Origin of the sequence: Afipia sp. 1NLS2, assembly GCF_000178995.1 — a bacterium.
Classification (GTDB): Bacteria; Pseudomonadota; Alphaproteobacteria; order Rhizobiales; family Xanthobacteraceae; genus Afipia.
Genome location: NZ_ADVZ01000005.1, coordinates 393237 through 407975 on the forward strand (window position 1 = coordinate 393237; position 14739 = coordinate 407975).

18 protein-coding genes and 1 tRNA gene are annotated in these 14739 nt (G+C 61.9%); 7 read left to right on the forward strand and 12 right to left on the reverse strand.

From position 1 onward, the window contains the following. Nucleotides 1-63: 63 nt before the first annotated feature. Nucleotides 64-678, forward strand: a complete 615-nt coding sequence (locus AFIDRAFT_RS18120) for a PilZ domain-containing protein (RefSeq protein ID WP_009341114.1) — start codon at nucleotides 64-66, stop codon at nucleotides 676-678. Between the two features lie 149 nt (nucleotides 679-827). Then, nucleotides 828-1457 (forward strand): hypothetical protein, encoded by a 630-nt coding sequence (locus AFIDRAFT_RS18125; RefSeq protein ID WP_009341115.1) that lies wholly within the window; start codon nucleotides 828-830, stop codon nucleotides 1455-1457. A 20-nt stretch (nucleotides 1458-1477) separates the two neighbouring features. Here the strand turns inward: AFIDRAFT_RS18125 and AFIDRAFT_RS18130 are convergent, their stop codons facing one another. Beyond that, on the reverse strand, nucleotides 1478-2011 hold the full coding sequence (locus AFIDRAFT_RS18130) for a GDSL-type esterase/lipase family protein (RefSeq protein WP_009341116.1): 534 nt from the start codon (nucleotides 2009-2011) through the stop codon (nucleotides 1478-1480). A gap of 70 nt (nucleotides 2012-2081) precedes the next feature. Next, nucleotides 2082-2417 (reverse strand): carboxymuconolactone decarboxylase family protein, encoded by a 336-nt coding sequence (locus AFIDRAFT_RS18135; RefSeq protein ID WP_009341117.1) that lies wholly within the window; start codon nucleotides 2415-2417, stop codon nucleotides 2082-2084. Between the two features lie 521 nt (nucleotides 2418-2938). On the opposite strand from AFIDRAFT_RS18135, the gene AFIDRAFT_RS18140 reads away from it, so the two are divergent. Then, on the forward strand, nucleotides 2939-3586 hold the full coding sequence (locus AFIDRAFT_RS18140; RefSeq protein WP_009341118.1) for a transglutaminase-like cysteine peptidase: 648 nt from the start codon (nucleotides 2939-2941) through the stop codon (nucleotides 3584-3586). A gap of 145 nt (nucleotides 3587-3731) precedes the next feature. On the opposite strand, the gene AFIDRAFT_RS18145 is transcribed toward AFIDRAFT_RS18140, so the two are convergent. Both AFIDRAFT_RS18145 and AFIDRAFT_RS18150 read right to left on the reverse strand, forming a co-directional pair. Continuing rightward, a complete protein-coding gene (locus tag AFIDRAFT_RS18145; RefSeq protein ID WP_009341119.1) occupies nucleotides 3732-4262 on the reverse strand; it encodes a gamma carbonic anhydrase family protein in 531 nt (176 codons plus the stop codon). A 57-nt stretch (nucleotides 4263-4319) separates the two neighbouring features. Next, nucleotides 4320-4649 carry a DUF6949 family protein gene (locus AFIDRAFT_RS18150; RefSeq protein WP_009341120.1) on the reverse strand — a complete coding sequence of 110 codons (330 nt, stop codon included), beginning with the start codon at nucleotides 4647-4649 and terminating at the stop codon, nucleotides 4320-4322. A 229-nt stretch (nucleotides 4650-4878) separates the two neighbouring features. Here AFIDRAFT_RS18150 and AFIDRAFT_RS18155 point away from each other — a divergent pair, with 229 nt between their 5' ends. Further along, nucleotides 4879-5589 (forward strand): hypothetical protein, encoded by a 711-nt coding sequence (locus tag AFIDRAFT_RS18155; RefSeq protein WP_009341121.1) that lies wholly within the window; start codon nucleotides 4879-4881, stop codon nucleotides 5587-5589. A 63-nt stretch (nucleotides 5590-5652) separates the two neighbouring features. On the opposite strand, the gene AFIDRAFT_RS18160 is transcribed toward AFIDRAFT_RS18155, so the two are convergent. The 4 genes from AFIDRAFT_RS18160 to AFIDRAFT_RS18175 all read right to left on the reverse strand — a co-directional run bounded on the left by AFIDRAFT_RS18160 (nucleotide 5653) and on the right by AFIDRAFT_RS18175 (nucleotide 8896). Continuing rightward, the gene (locus AFIDRAFT_RS18160; RefSeq protein WP_002715299.1) at nucleotides 5653-5871 is read right to left on the reverse strand and encodes a DUF3126 family protein; all 219 of its coding nucleotides are present in this window, start codon (nucleotides 5869-5871) and stop codon (nucleotides 5653-5655) included. Nucleotides 5872-6004: 133 nt separating this feature from the next. After that, complete coding sequence (cysE, locus tag AFIDRAFT_RS18165) at nucleotides 6005-6829, reverse strand: serine O-acetyltransferase (protein ID WP_009341122.1); 825 nt, start codon at nucleotides 6827-6829, stop codon at nucleotides 6005-6007. 96 nt (nucleotides 6830-6925) lie between these two features. Beyond that, nucleotides 6926-7678 carry an alpha/beta fold hydrolase gene (locus tag AFIDRAFT_RS18170; RefSeq protein WP_009341123.1) on the reverse strand — a complete coding sequence of 251 codons (753 nt, stop codon included), beginning with the start codon at nucleotides 7676-7678 and terminating at the stop codon, nucleotides 6926-6928. Nucleotides 7679-7762: 84 nt separating this feature from the next. Next, nucleotides 7763-8896 (reverse strand): hypothetical protein, encoded by a 1134-nt coding sequence (locus AFIDRAFT_RS18175; RefSeq protein WP_009341124.1) that lies wholly within the window; start codon nucleotides 8894-8896, stop codon nucleotides 7763-7765. A 311-nt stretch (nucleotides 8897-9207) separates the two neighbouring features. Here AFIDRAFT_RS18175 and AFIDRAFT_RS18185 point away from each other — a divergent pair, with 311 nt between their 5' ends. Both AFIDRAFT_RS18185 and AFIDRAFT_RS18190 read left to right on the forward strand, forming a co-directional pair. Then, nucleotides 9208-9453, forward strand: a complete 246-nt coding sequence (locus AFIDRAFT_RS18185) for a zinc-finger domain-containing protein (protein ID WP_009341125.1) — start codon at nucleotides 9208-9210, stop codon at nucleotides 9451-9453. A gap of 6 nt (nucleotides 9454-9459) precedes the next feature. Beyond that, on the forward strand, nucleotides 9460-10641 hold the full coding sequence (locus AFIDRAFT_RS18190) for an FAD-dependent monooxygenase (protein WP_009341126.1): 1182 nt from the start codon (nucleotides 9460-9462) through the stop codon (nucleotides 10639-10641). A gap of 12 nt (nucleotides 10642-10653) precedes the next feature. Here AFIDRAFT_RS18190 and AFIDRAFT_RS18195 read toward each other — a convergent pair whose 3' ends face one another. From AFIDRAFT_RS18195 to AFIDRAFT_RS18205, 3 genes are all read right to left on the reverse strand, one after another. Continuing rightward, entirely contained in the window at nucleotides 10654-11025 is a 372-nt protein-coding gene (locus AFIDRAFT_RS18195) for a hypothetical protein (RefSeq protein WP_009341127.1), read from the reverse strand. 50 nt (nucleotides 11026-11075) lie between these two features. After that, complete coding sequence (locus AFIDRAFT_RS18200) at nucleotides 11076-11663, reverse strand: GNAT family N-acetyltransferase (protein WP_009341128.1); 588 nt, start codon at nucleotides 11661-11663, stop codon at nucleotides 11076-11078. Between the two features lie 28 nt (nucleotides 11664-11691). Further along, a tRNA-Leu gene (locus AFIDRAFT_RS18205) sits at nucleotides 11692-11778 on the reverse strand. A 172-nt stretch (nucleotides 11779-11950) separates the two neighbouring features. On the opposite strand from AFIDRAFT_RS18205, the gene AFIDRAFT_RS18210 reads away from it, so the two are divergent. Further along, nucleotides 11951-14212, forward strand: a complete 2262-nt coding sequence (locus AFIDRAFT_RS18210) for an ArnT family glycosyltransferase (RefSeq protein ID WP_198007834.1) — start codon at nucleotides 11951-11953, stop codon at nucleotides 14210-14212. 19 nt (nucleotides 14213-14231) lie between these two features. Here the strand turns inward: AFIDRAFT_RS18210 and gpt are convergent, their stop codons facing one another. Beyond that, the gene (gene gpt / locus AFIDRAFT_RS18215; RefSeq protein WP_009341130.1) at nucleotides 14232-14735 is read right to left on the reverse strand and encodes a xanthine phosphoribosyltransferase; all 504 of its coding nucleotides are present in this window, start codon (nucleotides 14733-14735) and stop codon (nucleotides 14232-14234) included. Nucleotides 14736-14739 lie beyond the last annotated feature (4 nt).

Consider the following 14739-nt stretch of genomic DNA (forward strand, 5'->3'; position numbering starts at 1 on the left):
TTTTTAACTCCGCATTAACCCTGACGCCCGTATGGTTCGCTCTTACCGTGTCCGGGCGTGGCGATGGCGTTGGTACAAAGACATTTTCAGCCACAGGCTGAGGAACGGCGGCACTTCCAGCGGGTGAAAATTCACCTGCTTGGCCGGTACATGCTGTCCGATCGCCGCGAATATCCCTGTCAGGCCATCAACATGTCCCCCGGCGGCCTCGCGCTGCTGGCGCCCGGCATCGGCAATCTCGGCGAGCGTGTCGTCGCCTATCTCGATCATATCGGCCGCGTCGAAGGCAAGATCACCCGCCTGCTCGACAACGGCTTCGCCATGACCGTGAGCGCCACGCCGCGCAAGCGCGAGAAGCTCGCCGCCCAGCTCACCTGGCTCGCCAACCGTGAAATCCTCAATCTGCCCGAGGATCGCCGCCACGATCGTATCGTGCCGCGCAACGCGATGGGCTGGCTCAGGCTCGAAGGCGGCGGCGAGATGCAATGCCGCATCATCGACCTGTCGCTCTCCGGCGCGGCGTTGTCCGGCCAGATGCGCCCCGAAGTCGGCAGCCACGTCATGCTCGGCCGCGTCGCCGCGCGCGTCGTCCGTCATCTCGAGGAAGGCTTCGCCATCGAGTTCAATCACCCGCAGGTGCTTGAAACCGTCGAGGACAACGTCACCGCACGGGACTAGACCTTCCCTGCTCTGCAGGATGCCATCCGGACGACCCCTGTCCGGAGGCGCTGTGCCTTATTGTCGGCCGAATAAACATGTACTAGAAATACATATTATATTCGCGCGCCGCCCTATGGAGCGTGGCCTGACATGTCCCGGAGGATGCGATGGGCTTTCCTTCCTTCTTTGCCGATGTCCCGACGATCACGCTGCGTGATCCTCTGGCCATCTTTCTCGGCGCCTCGGATGATGGCGTCATCACCTACACCTACGCCGATGCCGTAAAACTCGCGGGCCATTCCTGCCCAACCGTCGCCGGCGCGTACCTGATGATGCGCGCCGGCCTTCGCGCGCTCTATGGCGACGAGATGCCCGCGCGCGGCGGCATCGAGGTGTATCTGCGCGACCCGCGCAATGAGGGCACCACCGGCGTCATTGCCGCCGTCGCGACGCTCCTCACCGGAGCCGCCCCCGAAACAGGCTTCGGCGGCATCGGCGCAAAAAGCCGTTTCGCGCGCCGTGACCTTCAGCATTTCGAAGCCCCGATCGACGGCCTGATAGCCCTGCGCCGCACGGATAACGGGCGCGGCGTCACGCTCGATCTCAACACCGGCGCGGTGCCGTCGGCTCCCGAGATGCAGGCGGTGTTTCCGCGAGTCATTGCCGAGCAGGCCAGCGAGGATGAGCAGGCACGCTTCGCGGCGCTCTGGCAGGATCGCGTCGAGCGGATGCTGATCCGGCATGCGGACGATCCGGCGCTGGTGCAGGTCGATGAGTGGACGGCCGCAGCCGCCTGAGGTGCCTCGCCGTTCGCTCGCTACTTGCCGCGTGCGGCGGCCATCACCTGGGGCGCGAGCCAAGCCGCGAACGCCGCGTGTCCCTGCGCATTGAAATGCTGGCCATCGGGATCACGCGTATTTTTCGGCGCGATCTGTCCGAGATGGCCGAGCATGATCACCTTGATGTGGCGGGCCGCCAGACGGTGTTTGATCTCCGCGATGTTGCCTTGCCGTGAGGCTCCCTCTCCGCGCCGCGCATCGTTGCCGCCCGGCTGCAGAATGACGATCATCGTCCCATTCGGCACAGCGGAATTCAGCCGCGCCAGCATGCCGCCGGTGGTGTCGCCGGGAATTCCCGCATTGGCGACATGCGCGGACACGCCCTTGGCCGCGAGCAGTCTTTGCAGTTGCGCCGGATAAGCCTGCGACGAGGGCACGCCTCCGTTGGTGCGTCCCCGTCCCGAACCGTAGGTGTTGCTCGCGCCCAGTGCGACAATATTCACTTCCGCTCCCTGCGCGGCGGTCGCAAACAGCGCCGCCGCCGCGGCCACTCCCAAAACCCAGCCCTTCATGGACGGTCTCCCTCTTCCCCGCCGCGAACGCTATGCCGCGCCGGAAAAGCCGTAAAGGCCGTAAAGGCGCTCAACCGGCGGCAGCTTTTGCTTCCTCAAGCGCAAGCGCCGAATGCGCATAGGCCCCACCGGCGCGCATTTCGGCAGCGACCCAGATCGCTTCCATCAGTTCCTGTCGCGTCGCGCCATGGCGTAATGCAGCCTTGGTGTGGCCCTTGATGCAGTAAGGACATTGCGTAACGTGCGCCACGGCCACGGCAATGAGCTGCTTCACCTTCACCGGCAGCGCGCCTTCGGCAAACACCTTCTGGCTGAAAGCCTGAAAGGCAGCCTCGGTGTCAGGGGTCAGCTCGCGGCGCATCTTTCCGAACTCAGCGGTCGAGGTTGGGTACATTCCATCGGACATCGATATTTCTCCTGTGTGGCAATCCTGTGCGAGCGTCATCGTAGACCCTCGCCCCATGCAGCCCCAAAGAATTAAGCCGCAGCAGCGCATCGCTTTTGCCGATGCATGAAGCCTGTTGAATCGATGGACCTGAACCGCGCATCAAGGCATGCGCATGCAAGCCGCTTCGCGCCAGCGTCACCACCGGGTAAAGCCGTGCGGTTAGCGCTTTCTCACCATTGTCACCGGACGGGGCACTCATCGCCTCGGCAAATCGGGCCCGAGCTACTTTCGGACCACTCTTCAAGCTCTCGCGAAGGCTCCGTTCCCTTGGGCGAGGCGTGAGAATTCAATCGCTTGAGAGACAATCGATACAATTTGAATCAAATCCCGATCGTTCAAATTTGAGCTTTATTTGAATCGACATTGATTCAAACAAGCCTTTGATTTGTCGATCATTTCAGTCAATTGCCGCGACGTGATTTAGCTGCGGCGCAAAGCCTCCCTGCCACAGTGGCCCCAACAAAAAAACGGGGGCCACAATGGTTTCAATTCGTGGATGGGGCGTATGTCTGGCGATCGCCGCCGGGCTGACAGGTTTTTCCAGTGCTTCGCAGGCAGCCAGCCGGATCGCTCCGGCCGCGCCGCAGAGTCACGTTCTTTATGCAAGCCTCGGCGACACCGCCCGCGCGCCGATCGGCTGGGTCGAGTTCTGCGCCGAGAACGCCGCCGACTGCAAGGGCGGCGCCACGCAGGCCCGCGACATCGTCATGACCCAGACCGCATGGAAGGATCTCGTGCGCGTCAATCGCTGGGTCAACGAGAACGTCAAGCCGATGACCGACATGGAGCATTGGGGCGTTGTCGAAAAGTGGTCGTATCCGACCGACGGCTACGGCGACTGCGAAGATTACGTCCTGATGAAGCGCAAGATGCTGATCGACGCCGGCTGGCCGCGCGAAGCGCTGCTTGTGACGGTGGTGCGCGACCGCAAGGGCGAAGGCCATGCCGTTCTCACGGTGAAGTCCGACAAGGGCGAGTTCGTTCTCGACAACCAGAACGAGGACGTCGTGGCCTGGACCGACACCGGCTACCGCTTTGTCAAACGCCAGTCGCAAACCGACCCGAATGTGTGGGTCTCGCTTGGCGACAACCGCCCGGCTGTCGTCACCGCCACGTCAACAAACTGAGGTTCCTACTCGCGTCCCGGTCACATCCCCACCCCTCCCCGTCCGAGACCGGTTCGCGCGCGGCCAGCTTCTTCCCCGGAAGCTGGCCGCAACCCTTTTGGCGCTCACAAATCCCGGGGCGCGGCTCGCGTTCAGCTGATCGTCTTCAATCGATTTTCTTGAGACCCGCCTTGAAGCGCCTGCTGTTCTTGACGTAATGCGGCGCGGCGCGCGTCAGCACCTTAACCTGCTCGTCGTTCAGCGTCCGCACCACGCGCGCGGGGGAACCGACGATCAATGAGCGCTCGGGAAATTCTTTGCCTTCCGGCACCAGCGCGCCGGCGCCGACGACGCTTTCCTTGCCGATCTTCGCGCCGTTCATCACGATCGCGCCCATGCCGACCAGCGCACCCTCACCGATGGTGCAGCCATGCAGGATGGCGTTGTGGCCGACCGAGACGTTCTTCCCCATCGTGATCGGAAAACCCGGATCGGTGTGGAAGGTGCAGTTATCTTGAACGCTCGAGCCCTCGCCGATGTCGATCAGTTCGTTGTCGCCGCGGATCACGCAGCCGAACCAGACGCTCGCGCCTTTCTGCAACCGGACATTGCCGATCACCTCGGCGGAATCTGCGATGAAATAGTCGCCGTCGGCGGGAAGTTGCGGCCTGACGCCGTCGAGTTCGTAGGTGGCCATTCTTGTCTCCTTAGCGAGACGACCATGCCACGAACGAAAAACGGATGCGAGGCTCGCCTACGCGACGATACCGGTCGCCTGCAAGAACATGACGACGCAGGTGCCTGACATCAGGCTCCAGATACCGGCGATCACGGTTGCAACCATCACAAACACGATGCGGCGATTTTCGATCCGCCGCCCGCGAATAGTGTTGCGCATGATGATAAAGGGCGCCGCGAACACCAGAAACGGCACGGTCATCACCGCGCGCGGCGCGGCACTCCGTTCCAGAATGCCGAAACCTGCGGGGCGGTCCACGAAGGCCTGATAGCCGCTTGCCAGCGCGCCCGCGAAGGCAAACCCGATCATCAGTGAGAAGAAGGAATTCAGGGTATCCGGCGACATCGTGAGGCCCCGCGCTAGAGGTGGTCTCCGCTTTCGCAGAACCCTGCCGCCGCCGCCACTTTATCCTTAAGAAAGGGTTAATTTCGCGGACCGCCCCTTTCCGGGATATCCGCAAAAACGCCGCGCAAGAGCCCTCACAGGCCTCGCCATCGCCACATAAGCCGCTCTATGACATGACCATATTCGCCGCGACGTCCGCGATTCGAAACGCTCTGGAACCCGCTCCACCATGGCTGCCTCTCTGCCGCCCCGCGCCCGCAAACGCCACAACCCCTATCTTCCAATCCTCGCCTCCATCGTGATCGGCTCCGCCGCTCTCGCCTCCGTCATCTACCTGCTCCAGCCGACCTGGCAGCCACAACAATCCGCCAGCGAACCCGATACGCTGCCGATCACGATCGGCCACACGCTGTTCAACGTGCCGACGGCGGCGATCCGGGTGAGATTGCAGAAGCGCACCGGCCCGCAGGAGCGCGTCGATCTCTCCTTCCTCTATCCTTCACTCAAGCCGCCAACGGCGCAGAAGCACATCACCGCCGCCGAGGCCGAAGCGGAAGCCGCATCGAAGGCCGAGCCGATCGACCGTATTTTCGTTTCCATCATCGCCCATCACGACGCGGTATCGCCGGCGGAGCGCACCAAGACGATCTATCCGCGCTATCTGGAATCGGATGCCTCGACCGTCGAGGACACGCTGATGATGCAAGCCTTCCGCGCCGGCACGCCTTACGCGGGTGAAGACCTGTTCATGGCCGACGGCGAAAGTTTCACCGCGCGCTGCTCGCGCGATGCGCAGACGCCAGGCATGTGCCTGAGCGAACGCCGGATCGGCGACGCCGACCTGAACTTCCGCTTCCCGCGCGCATGGCTCGCCCACTGGCGCGATGTCGCGGACGCGATGGACAAACTCGCCGACCAGCTTCAGGGGCCGGGGAAGTAATCTCCCGCAAACGAAAATGGCCGGCTTACGCCGGCCATCGCATCGTTTCATGATGAGAAAAACTCAATCCTCTTCGACGAGGTCGTCCTCGAGGATCGCCATCTGGAACTGATACGAGCGATCATCATCCTCGTCATCGACGAACAGCACGCCGATGAATTCCTCGCCGATGTAAACCTCGGCGGAATCGTCCTTTTTCGGACGCGGCACGACGCGAATCTTCGGATTGCCGAACGTGCGCTTGAGATAAGCGTCGAGCTTTCTGACTTCGGTAACGTCCACGGCAGTCTCCAATGATGATTATGTCTGCCACGCGCGCCTAAGCCTAACGCGAAGCCTTCCGCACGCCAATAGCGCAGCGTGCCCCATGAGCCAATAGCGCAACGCGCGTCTCGATAAAAGTGCAGAGAAGGCTTTACAGACCGTTCGCGTTGAGCATCTGGTCCATCGTGCGCGACGGCTCGGAACACCCGGCCTCGCCCACGACGCGCGCAGGCACGCCTGCGACCGTGACGTTGTTCGGCACCGGCTTGACGACGACCGAGCCCGCCGCGATGCGCGCGCAATGCCCGATCTCGATATTGCCGAGAATCTTCGCACCCGCGCCGATCATCACGCCGCGGCGGATTTTCGGATGGCGATCCTCGTTCTCCTTGCCGGTGCCCCCAAGCGTGACATCGTGCAGGATTGAGACGTCGTCCTCGATCACCGCCGTCTCGCCAACAACAAAACCCGTCGCATGATCGAGGAAAATACCGCGCCCGATCTGCGCCGCCGGATTGATGTCGGTCTGGAATACCGACGACGACTGACTCTGGATGTAATAGGCGAAATCCTTGCGGCCCTGCTTGTAGAGCCAGTGCGCAAGCCGGTGCGCCTGAATGGCGTGGAAGCCCTTGAAGTACAGCAGCGGATCGATGAAGCGCGACGTCGCGGGGTCGCGGTCGTAGACGGCGACGAGATCAGCGCGGAAGGCGTTGCCAATATCGGGATCGTCGCGAAGCGCTTCGTTGTAAGCCTGCCGGATCAAGCCCGCCGAAAGGGCTGCATGATCGAGGCGCTCGGAGATGCGATGGATCACCGCTGCTTCCAGCCGGTCGTGATGCAGCACCGACGAATAGATGAAAGTGGCAAGCTCCGGCTCGCGGCGCGCGACTTCCTCGGCCTCGTCGCGAATCCGCGTCCAGACCGGGTCGACCGTCGAAAGGGCGGCTTTCGGATCCACGTTAACTTTGGCCATAGGCATCTTCCAGCTTTGGGCTCGGGAGATTACCACATAATAGGCGCTGCGGAGGCTGCAATCCCACCCTTGTGGCAATACGGATAATATTCTGCCTCAGCCCTGCCGGGCCAGAAAGGCCAAGACACCCTCTTTGTAAACGCGGTCGCCCACCGCCCGCATGTGATCGCGGTCCGGAATATCAAGCACTTCGGCGTGGGTCATGATCTGGTGCAGCTTCTCCGCCGAGCCACCGACATCGTCCTTGGTACCCACAGCGATCAGCGTCGGCAATTTGATCGAAGCCGCCTGCTCCGGCGTCAGCCATTGCCGCGAACCGCGCAGGCACGCCACCAGCGCGCGCCTGTCGGAGCGAGTCTGATCGGCGAAAGCGCGGAACATGCGGCCCATCGGATCGGTCACGTCCTCGAGCGACGGCGCTTCCAGCGCCACCGCCACGTCCTCGCCGGGACCGCCGCCCTCAATCAGGCCATAGCCGAGGCCGCCGATAATCAATGAGCGCAGACGCTCGGGATGATGCAGCGCCACCCTGCACGAAATCCGGGAGCCGAGCGAATAGCCCATGATGTCAGCGCGTTCGATGTTGAGATGATCCATCAGCGCGCGCACATCGCCCGCCATGATGTCGAGCGAATACTCCGCGCGGTCGTAGAGCTTGGATGACGCGCCATGCCCGCGATTGTCGAGCGCGACGACACGCCGTCCCGCTTTGGTCAGCGCCGAGACCCAGCCAGGGTAGACCCAATTGGTACCCGCGGTCGAACCGAAGCCGTGGACGAGAACGATGGGCTCGCCCTCGCCTTCATCGATAAAAGCGATCTCGACGGAGCCGTTGTGAAAGCTCAGCATGAACACATTCCATTGCAGGGGAACCAGACGGCCGCCGTTCTAACCGCGTCGCGGCGGCTTTGCCAGTGCTTGACGCCCGGCAATTTATGCAGATGTGGCCTGCGTCAGCGCGATTGCATCGCGGGCTTTTTTGCGTTTGCGGCGAGCGAGCCACGCAAAGGTCAGCCGCTCGGTGGTGGATTTGATGGAAGCGAGAAAACCGAGCAGCGCGATCAGCGCGGCGAACACCCACCAGGCGAGATTGAATGCGCCGGTGGCGAGCAGCAGCGCGCCGCGCCCGATCAGCTTGATGATCGCACGCGTCTCCTTGCCCCTGGACTCCGCAAGCCTTGCGGCGCGCGCGATATCCTGCGGGCCATCGGCGATACGCAGCACATCGAGCGTGCCTCTGGTGCCGATCTTTTCGCTGACGCGGCCGGTATCCTTGGCGAGACGCACGAGAGCGCCTGCCTTCTCGGCCTTGAACGCCGCCTTCAGCGCACCGACGCTTTGCGCGGGCCGCGTGAACGAGGCGTGCTGAACGGCCTGCGTGAGCGCGGGCGTATCGACCGCATTGCGCACCGCGCGCCCGGTCCACTCCGTCAATCCCGCGCCGAGGCGGCCGACCTTGCGCGCATCCTTCACCAGCGTCAGTCCGGCGCGCAGGGGTGCCGCACCCGCAACCGAAACATAAGTCGCCGCCGTCACCGCGATGCCGACGCTTGCCAGCCCCAGCACGAGCCGGTCGGCATCCTCGCCCATCGCCAGCCGCTTGCCCTCGCGCACCACGTCGCGCACGTCGCCGAGCACGAACAAATCTCCCGCCAGAGTGCCCGAGAGGCTCGCCCCATCATCGCCCTCGCCAGTCACAAGTCCGTGCACGAATCGCCCCGCGACCGCCTGTGTCGAATTGTGCGCCGCAAGTGCGGTGCTGACGCGCTCTTGCATGTCCGGTGCAATACCTATGCCCTTGCCCTGGGCCAGTGACACAAAGCTGTCGGCAAGTTCCGGGTCGTCCGCATCGAGCGCCTGCCGGATTTGCCGGGCGATAGCGGATTGCCGCGCAGCCTCGCTTCCCTCGTGCAGCGCTGATTCAACACGGATATCCGACAATTGCGCAGGGTCGTCCTGCGCCATGAGAATGGCCGCAGCCGTGTGCGCCCGCGGCATCAGCAACGCGAATGCCGCCGCGCAGAGAGCCACGCATCCAATTGCCGCAGTGGTTTTCCGGTATTGCATGCACAAATCCCTGCGCCTGGTGCCCGACCCTATGGCGATTTTGCGGCGAAAATTTCACCTGATGGAAGCCGTGCACCAAAAGAAGGCCCTCCGAAAGAAGGGCTTTCCGCAGCAGCAAATAGCGTATGGAGTCGACCCCGGCGTCCACGCATCAGTTCGTTATTTTCTGTTGCGAATTCTGTCGTTGTCCGCGTTGAACCTCTGGCATACCGCGTACACCGGGGGTAATAGGTTGCCCGCTCGCTGATGAACCCGAAACTACGAACAAAACCGCTTTCGACTTCCGCACGGTAAATCCCAAGGTAAATCTCATGGCCGACCACATCGTTCCACACTTCCATAATGGCCAAGGGGTGAGCGTGATCGAAATCGGCTCGCGGGAGTTCATGTGCATCGGCGCCAACCCGCCGTTCGATCATCCGCATGTCTTCCTCGATCTCGGCAATGACGACGAGATCATCTGCCCGTACTGCTCGACGCTGTACCGCTTCGCGGGCGATCTCGCGCCCGGTGCGGCGCGGCCGCCTCAGTGCGTGGTGGAAGACAAGGTCGTCTGATCTGCCGTGGCGCCGGCCCGCACGCTTGCCATCGCAGGCGCCGGAATCGGAGGCCTGACGGCTGCGCTGGCGCTCAACCGCATCGGCTACCGCATCATCCTGTTCGAGCGTGAGGCACACCTCACGGAAACCGGCGCGGGTCTTCAGCTTTCGCCGAACGCCAGCCACATCCTGATCGATCTCGGCCTCGAGCAACGATTGTCCGCGGCAGCGGTCGCGCCGGACGCCATCAGCATCATCAATGCGCGAAGCGGCCGGGAAACCGTCCGCATTCCGCTCGGCGAAAAAATTCGCGCGCGTCATGGCGCGCCCTACTGGCTCTTGCATCGCCCCGACCTGCAGGCCGCGCTGCTGGCGCAGGTCGAAGCCACACCGGGCATCGAATTGCGACTCGGCTGGCAGTTCGATGACGTCTCGAACGACACAAACGGCGTTACCGTCACGCAACGCCGCAGCATGTCGCGGCGGCAGGATCATGTCCAAGCCCTGATCGGCGCCGATGGTGCGTGGTCCGCCGTGCGGCGGCAGGTTTTCCCCGAGGTTCGCGCGCAATTCAGCGGCCGGATCGCATGGCGGGGCATGATCGACGCCACGCGCGTACCGGATGGATTCGATCGGCGCCGCGTGCAACTGCGGATGGGCTCCGACGCGCATCTCGTCGCCTACCCGATGGCGGGGGCGGGTCACGTCAATCTCGTCGCCATCGTCAACGATCAATGGCGCAGGCCCGGCTGGAACGAGATCGGCGATCCCACGGAGATCGTCCGGCATTTCGCGGCATGGCACGGCGGCGCCCGCGCGATGATCGAAGCCGTCACGAACTGGCGCAAATGGGCGCTGTTCGAAGTGCCCGGCGGCGCATTCGCGAAAGATCATATCGTCATGCTCGGAGACGCGGCCCATGCGATGCTGCCGTTCGCCGCGCAGGGCGCCGCGATGGCGATCGAGGACGCGGCTGTGCTCGCACGCTGCATCAAAGCGCAACCTGACGACCTGCCCGCCGCATTCCGCAATTATGAAAGCCTGCGGCGCGGGCGCATCGCGCGAGTGCAGCGCACGTCACGCCGCAACGGGCAGATCTATCACCTCAAGGGCGCGCCAAGAATCGCGCGCGACCGCACCATGCAGTTGCTCGGCGGCGCGCGGCTGCTCGCGCGGCAGGACTGGCTCTACGGCTGGCGCGCGTAAAGGCTCAATGCCTTAATGCTTTTTACGATGCTTCTGCTTGGTCTCGGGCGCAACTGGCTGCGCCGGCTTCTCGACCGGGAGCGGACCGCAATTCAGCTTCTGCCGGTTCTCGTCGATCTGTTCGAGCTCGCCGCGAGCCGTCACATATTCGCTCTGATACGCAAGGCCCGACATCAGCGCGCCGGCGAAGCCGGTCTCCGCCTTCGCCATCAGTCCTTTCAGTTCCGCGACACGCGCGCCGACCTGTTTGTGCGCGGTGTTCAACTGGTCGCAGTTGTAGAGCGCGTAGTGAGAAGGATCGACGAAGAAGCTCGCCGCCTGCGCGAGGCCGCATGAGCCGAACAGAAGGGCGGCGGCAAGATACAATTGAGTGCGATGGAACATGCGTTCGGTCATCCGGGAGAATTTTCAGGCGCAACCTAGCCGATGCGGCCTCACCCCGCCAGCCGCGCGGTAAGCTTGCTTTTCACATCCGGCCATTCGGAATCGAGAATCGAGAACATCACAGTGTTGCGAACGCGCCCGTCCGGCATGATCCGCTCGTTACGCAGGATGCCCTCCTCCTTCGCGCCGAGCCGCGCGATCGCTGCGCGGGATTTCGTGTTCAGCTCGTCGGTCTGGAACTGCACCCGGACGCAGTTCAGCGTCTCGAACGCATAGGTCAGCATCAAGAGCTTCATTTCGGTGTTGACCGCCGTGCGCTGGTATGAGGCCGAAATCCAGGTATGCCCGATCTCCATCGTCCGGTTGGCGCGGTCGAGCTTCCAGAACCGCGTCGAGCCGATCGGCTCACCGGTGGCGATGGTCTCGATCACATAAGGAATAGCCGTGCCCGCCTTCGCGCCATCCAGCGCCGTCTTCATGTAGGCGGCGACCGTTTCCTCCGACGGCACGAAGGTGACCTTGAGAGTCCACAGCTCGCCGTCGGAGGCCGCGCGCACGAGTGCCGCCGCATCGGCTTCGTGCATCACGCGCAGACGAACACGGGAGCCGATGAGATCAGGGGCTGTCGGAGCGGTCATATGATCCAAGGATTTAAATGAAGGACATTGGTGCGGTCGGCGGGAATCGAACCCGCACGACGTTGCCATCGAGGGATTTTAAGTCCCTTGCGTCTACCAGTTCCGCCACGACCGCACGCTTTCTTTTCAAATACTTAGACATGAAAATCAACGGGCTCCGCGCAAAACATCCAGCGTGTTTTGCGATTTGCACCCGCCGGACACTCTCGCGCGGCTTTCCGGCGCCTGATTCCGGACGGCACATCTGCCCCGCCCCCCATAAGCGGCACGGACGGGATCGATCCGACTTGGGCTATCGAGCGCGGCAGCGGCCACAAGATCGCAAGCAATATCAATCGCGGCCGGGCCGCATACCGCCTGCCGCCATCGAGGCTGGTGGTCGTGACCGGAAAGAGAGAGGCTTATTAACGCCTCGTCAGATCAACGGCGGACTGGTATTTCCTATCGGAAGAACCCGCATGGCGGCCAAGGTATTTTCCTTGAACAATTTTTATTTTGCCATTGTCGCTCTCTACTCCGCGTCACTGTTGGCGCTCACATGCTTTCATGGAGCATCCAGACACGAGAGAAAAATCGGCATCTGCTTTCTGACTGCAACGTCGATCGCGATCCTGGCAGCCCGATTCCGAATCATAGTATCCCCCATTCTTCTCAATCCGGACGAGGCGCTTTTCGCCGCCGGCGCAATGAGGACAACTTACGGGTGGACCACATGGGGGATCTTGGACCCCACAACTTCCGGCCCCCTGAATTCAATGGTCCTGACCTGGCCTTATATTTTCGGCGGCGACGCCACACTTTTTTCCGGCCGCGTGACCGCGACCGCGCTTTCGGTGGGAGCGATATATTTTCTATATCGCTTGGCCAGATTCCTGTTGCCGCCTGCGCCCTCAATCGCCGCGGTCGCGCCGGCAGCTCTTTTTTACGTTATTATTCTGTATCCGGATTTCACGCAGTTCTCGAGCGAGCATCTTCCTGTCTTCCTGATCTGCGGCGCGCTCTATTTCGTTGCGCAATTCATGCAAGATCGCCGCCTGGCGAGTTTGTATTTCGCCGCGATCATGACCGGCGGGATCCCTTTCGCAAAACTTCAGGGCGGCGTCTGGGCATGCTTCATTTGTCTCGCCATTGCCGCCGCCTGCCTGCTCGAACGCAGCGACACAAGAACCAACTGCAAAAGACTGGCCGTCGTATTTGCCGGCGGAGTATCTACCGCCGTGGTTTTGCTTCTGCCCGCCTATCTGGCAGGTCATTTTGACGACTTCATAAAAAGCGCTCTTATCGAGCAGTACCATCGGTTGCCGATCGTCGATCCGAACTATTCGGCCGTTAAATTCCTGCGGAGTGTAGCTCCCCTCCACCGCGCTTACCTGATCGCCGGCATCACACTTGCCGCTTGCGGGGTTTTCCTCGTCGCAAAATACAAGAATGCGCGGACGCCGCCACGGTTGTTGCTATTTTTGGCGATCCTCGCCGGTTTGAGCGTGCCCATAGCGGTCATCACCGTCATCACACCCGAAAAAGCTTTTCCTCACTACTTGCAATTCATGATCCCGTCGATCGTTCTGCTCATGATCGCCGGGATCTCCGTTCTTTCGTTCCTTGAACAGCGGTCGCGACCGCTATGGAGCCTGTCGCCGCTCCTTGTTCTGGTGTCGATCGTCTCGATGTTGACCGCGACAAAGGCACAATATTTATATCTGCGCAATGTAACCATTCGCAGCTCGCAGAATCTCTCCTCGGACCTGTTGCACTCACCCGAGATTCTTTCCTGGCTTTCCGCAAATCGGGACGATTCCATCGTGTGCTGGGGTTGGAATCCAAAGTGCTATCTGGACACGAACATCCGTCCCGCCACGCGAGACATGACGAACGAAGTCCAGTTGTACGATCTTCCATTGCGGCCGTATTTCAGAGAGCGATTTTTGCGGGACTTCGACAAATCGTCAGCAACCTTCCTGATCGATTTCGTGGGTCCGCACTATTTCGGATTTAACGATCCGTCGTCGGAAGGCGTCCAGTCTTTTCCAGAACTCGCGACAAGATTGCAGTCAGAGTTTCAATCGATCAGCACAGCTTCGGACAAAACATGCCCGGCTTTCTTCGTGAGAAAATCACGACTGAAAGAATTTTATAAATCCCGCGTGCCGTTCGACAGGATAGACGGCCCATCCCATCCGGGCTTTCCGCCCACCGCCGTAGATGACAATGCTGTCTTCGAAGAATGCCGGAGTTTCTGGCTGCTGCCCAAAAACCAGGGCGGCGAGCTGGATATTGCTTTCGTAAAGCCATCCCGGCTCAGGCGGATAGGTATCCTCAATACGAATAACGGCTCGCTCCACAACGCTGCGGCCAACCATGTGGTGGTCTCGATTCGAAACGGGGCCGATATCCTGGCAACCCACGTCCTTACGGTAAACCGATACCCGAAATGGACCTACGTGACATTTCCCGATTTCCATAAAGAGGCCGACGGGATGACCATCCGCATCATTTCATGGCATGGCGAGGGTGGCGGGTTGAACGAGGTCAAGGCGTTTACTGATTGAACCCGCGAGAATCTGTCGCTTATGCCGCGCCGTCGCGGATCGGCGGCTGGAATGACAGCCCGGTGTCCCAGGGGAAGAAAATCCAGGTGTCCTGCGAGACTTCGGTAATGAAGGTATCGACCAGCGGCTTGCCCATCGGCTTGGCATAGACGGCGGCGATATGCGCCTTCGGCGCGATCCGGCGAACCACCCGCGCGGTCTTGCCGGTGTCGACCAGATCGTCGACGATCAGCAGGCCCTTGCCGCCCTCTCCGCCGAGCTTCACCACCGCATCCGACAGCCCCTTCAAGATCTGCATCTCGCCCTGCGTGGTGTGGTCGTAGCTCGCCACGCACAGCGTATCGATCACCCGCATGCCGATCTCGCGCGCCACGATTGCCGCCGGCACAAGGCCGCCGCGCGTCACCGCCACCAGCGCCTGAAATGGCCCCGCGCCGTTGAGCCGCCACGCCAGCGCGCGGGCGTCGCGATGAAACTGATCCCATGACACAGGAAACGGTTTACGCGCACTCTCTTCATTCATCGTG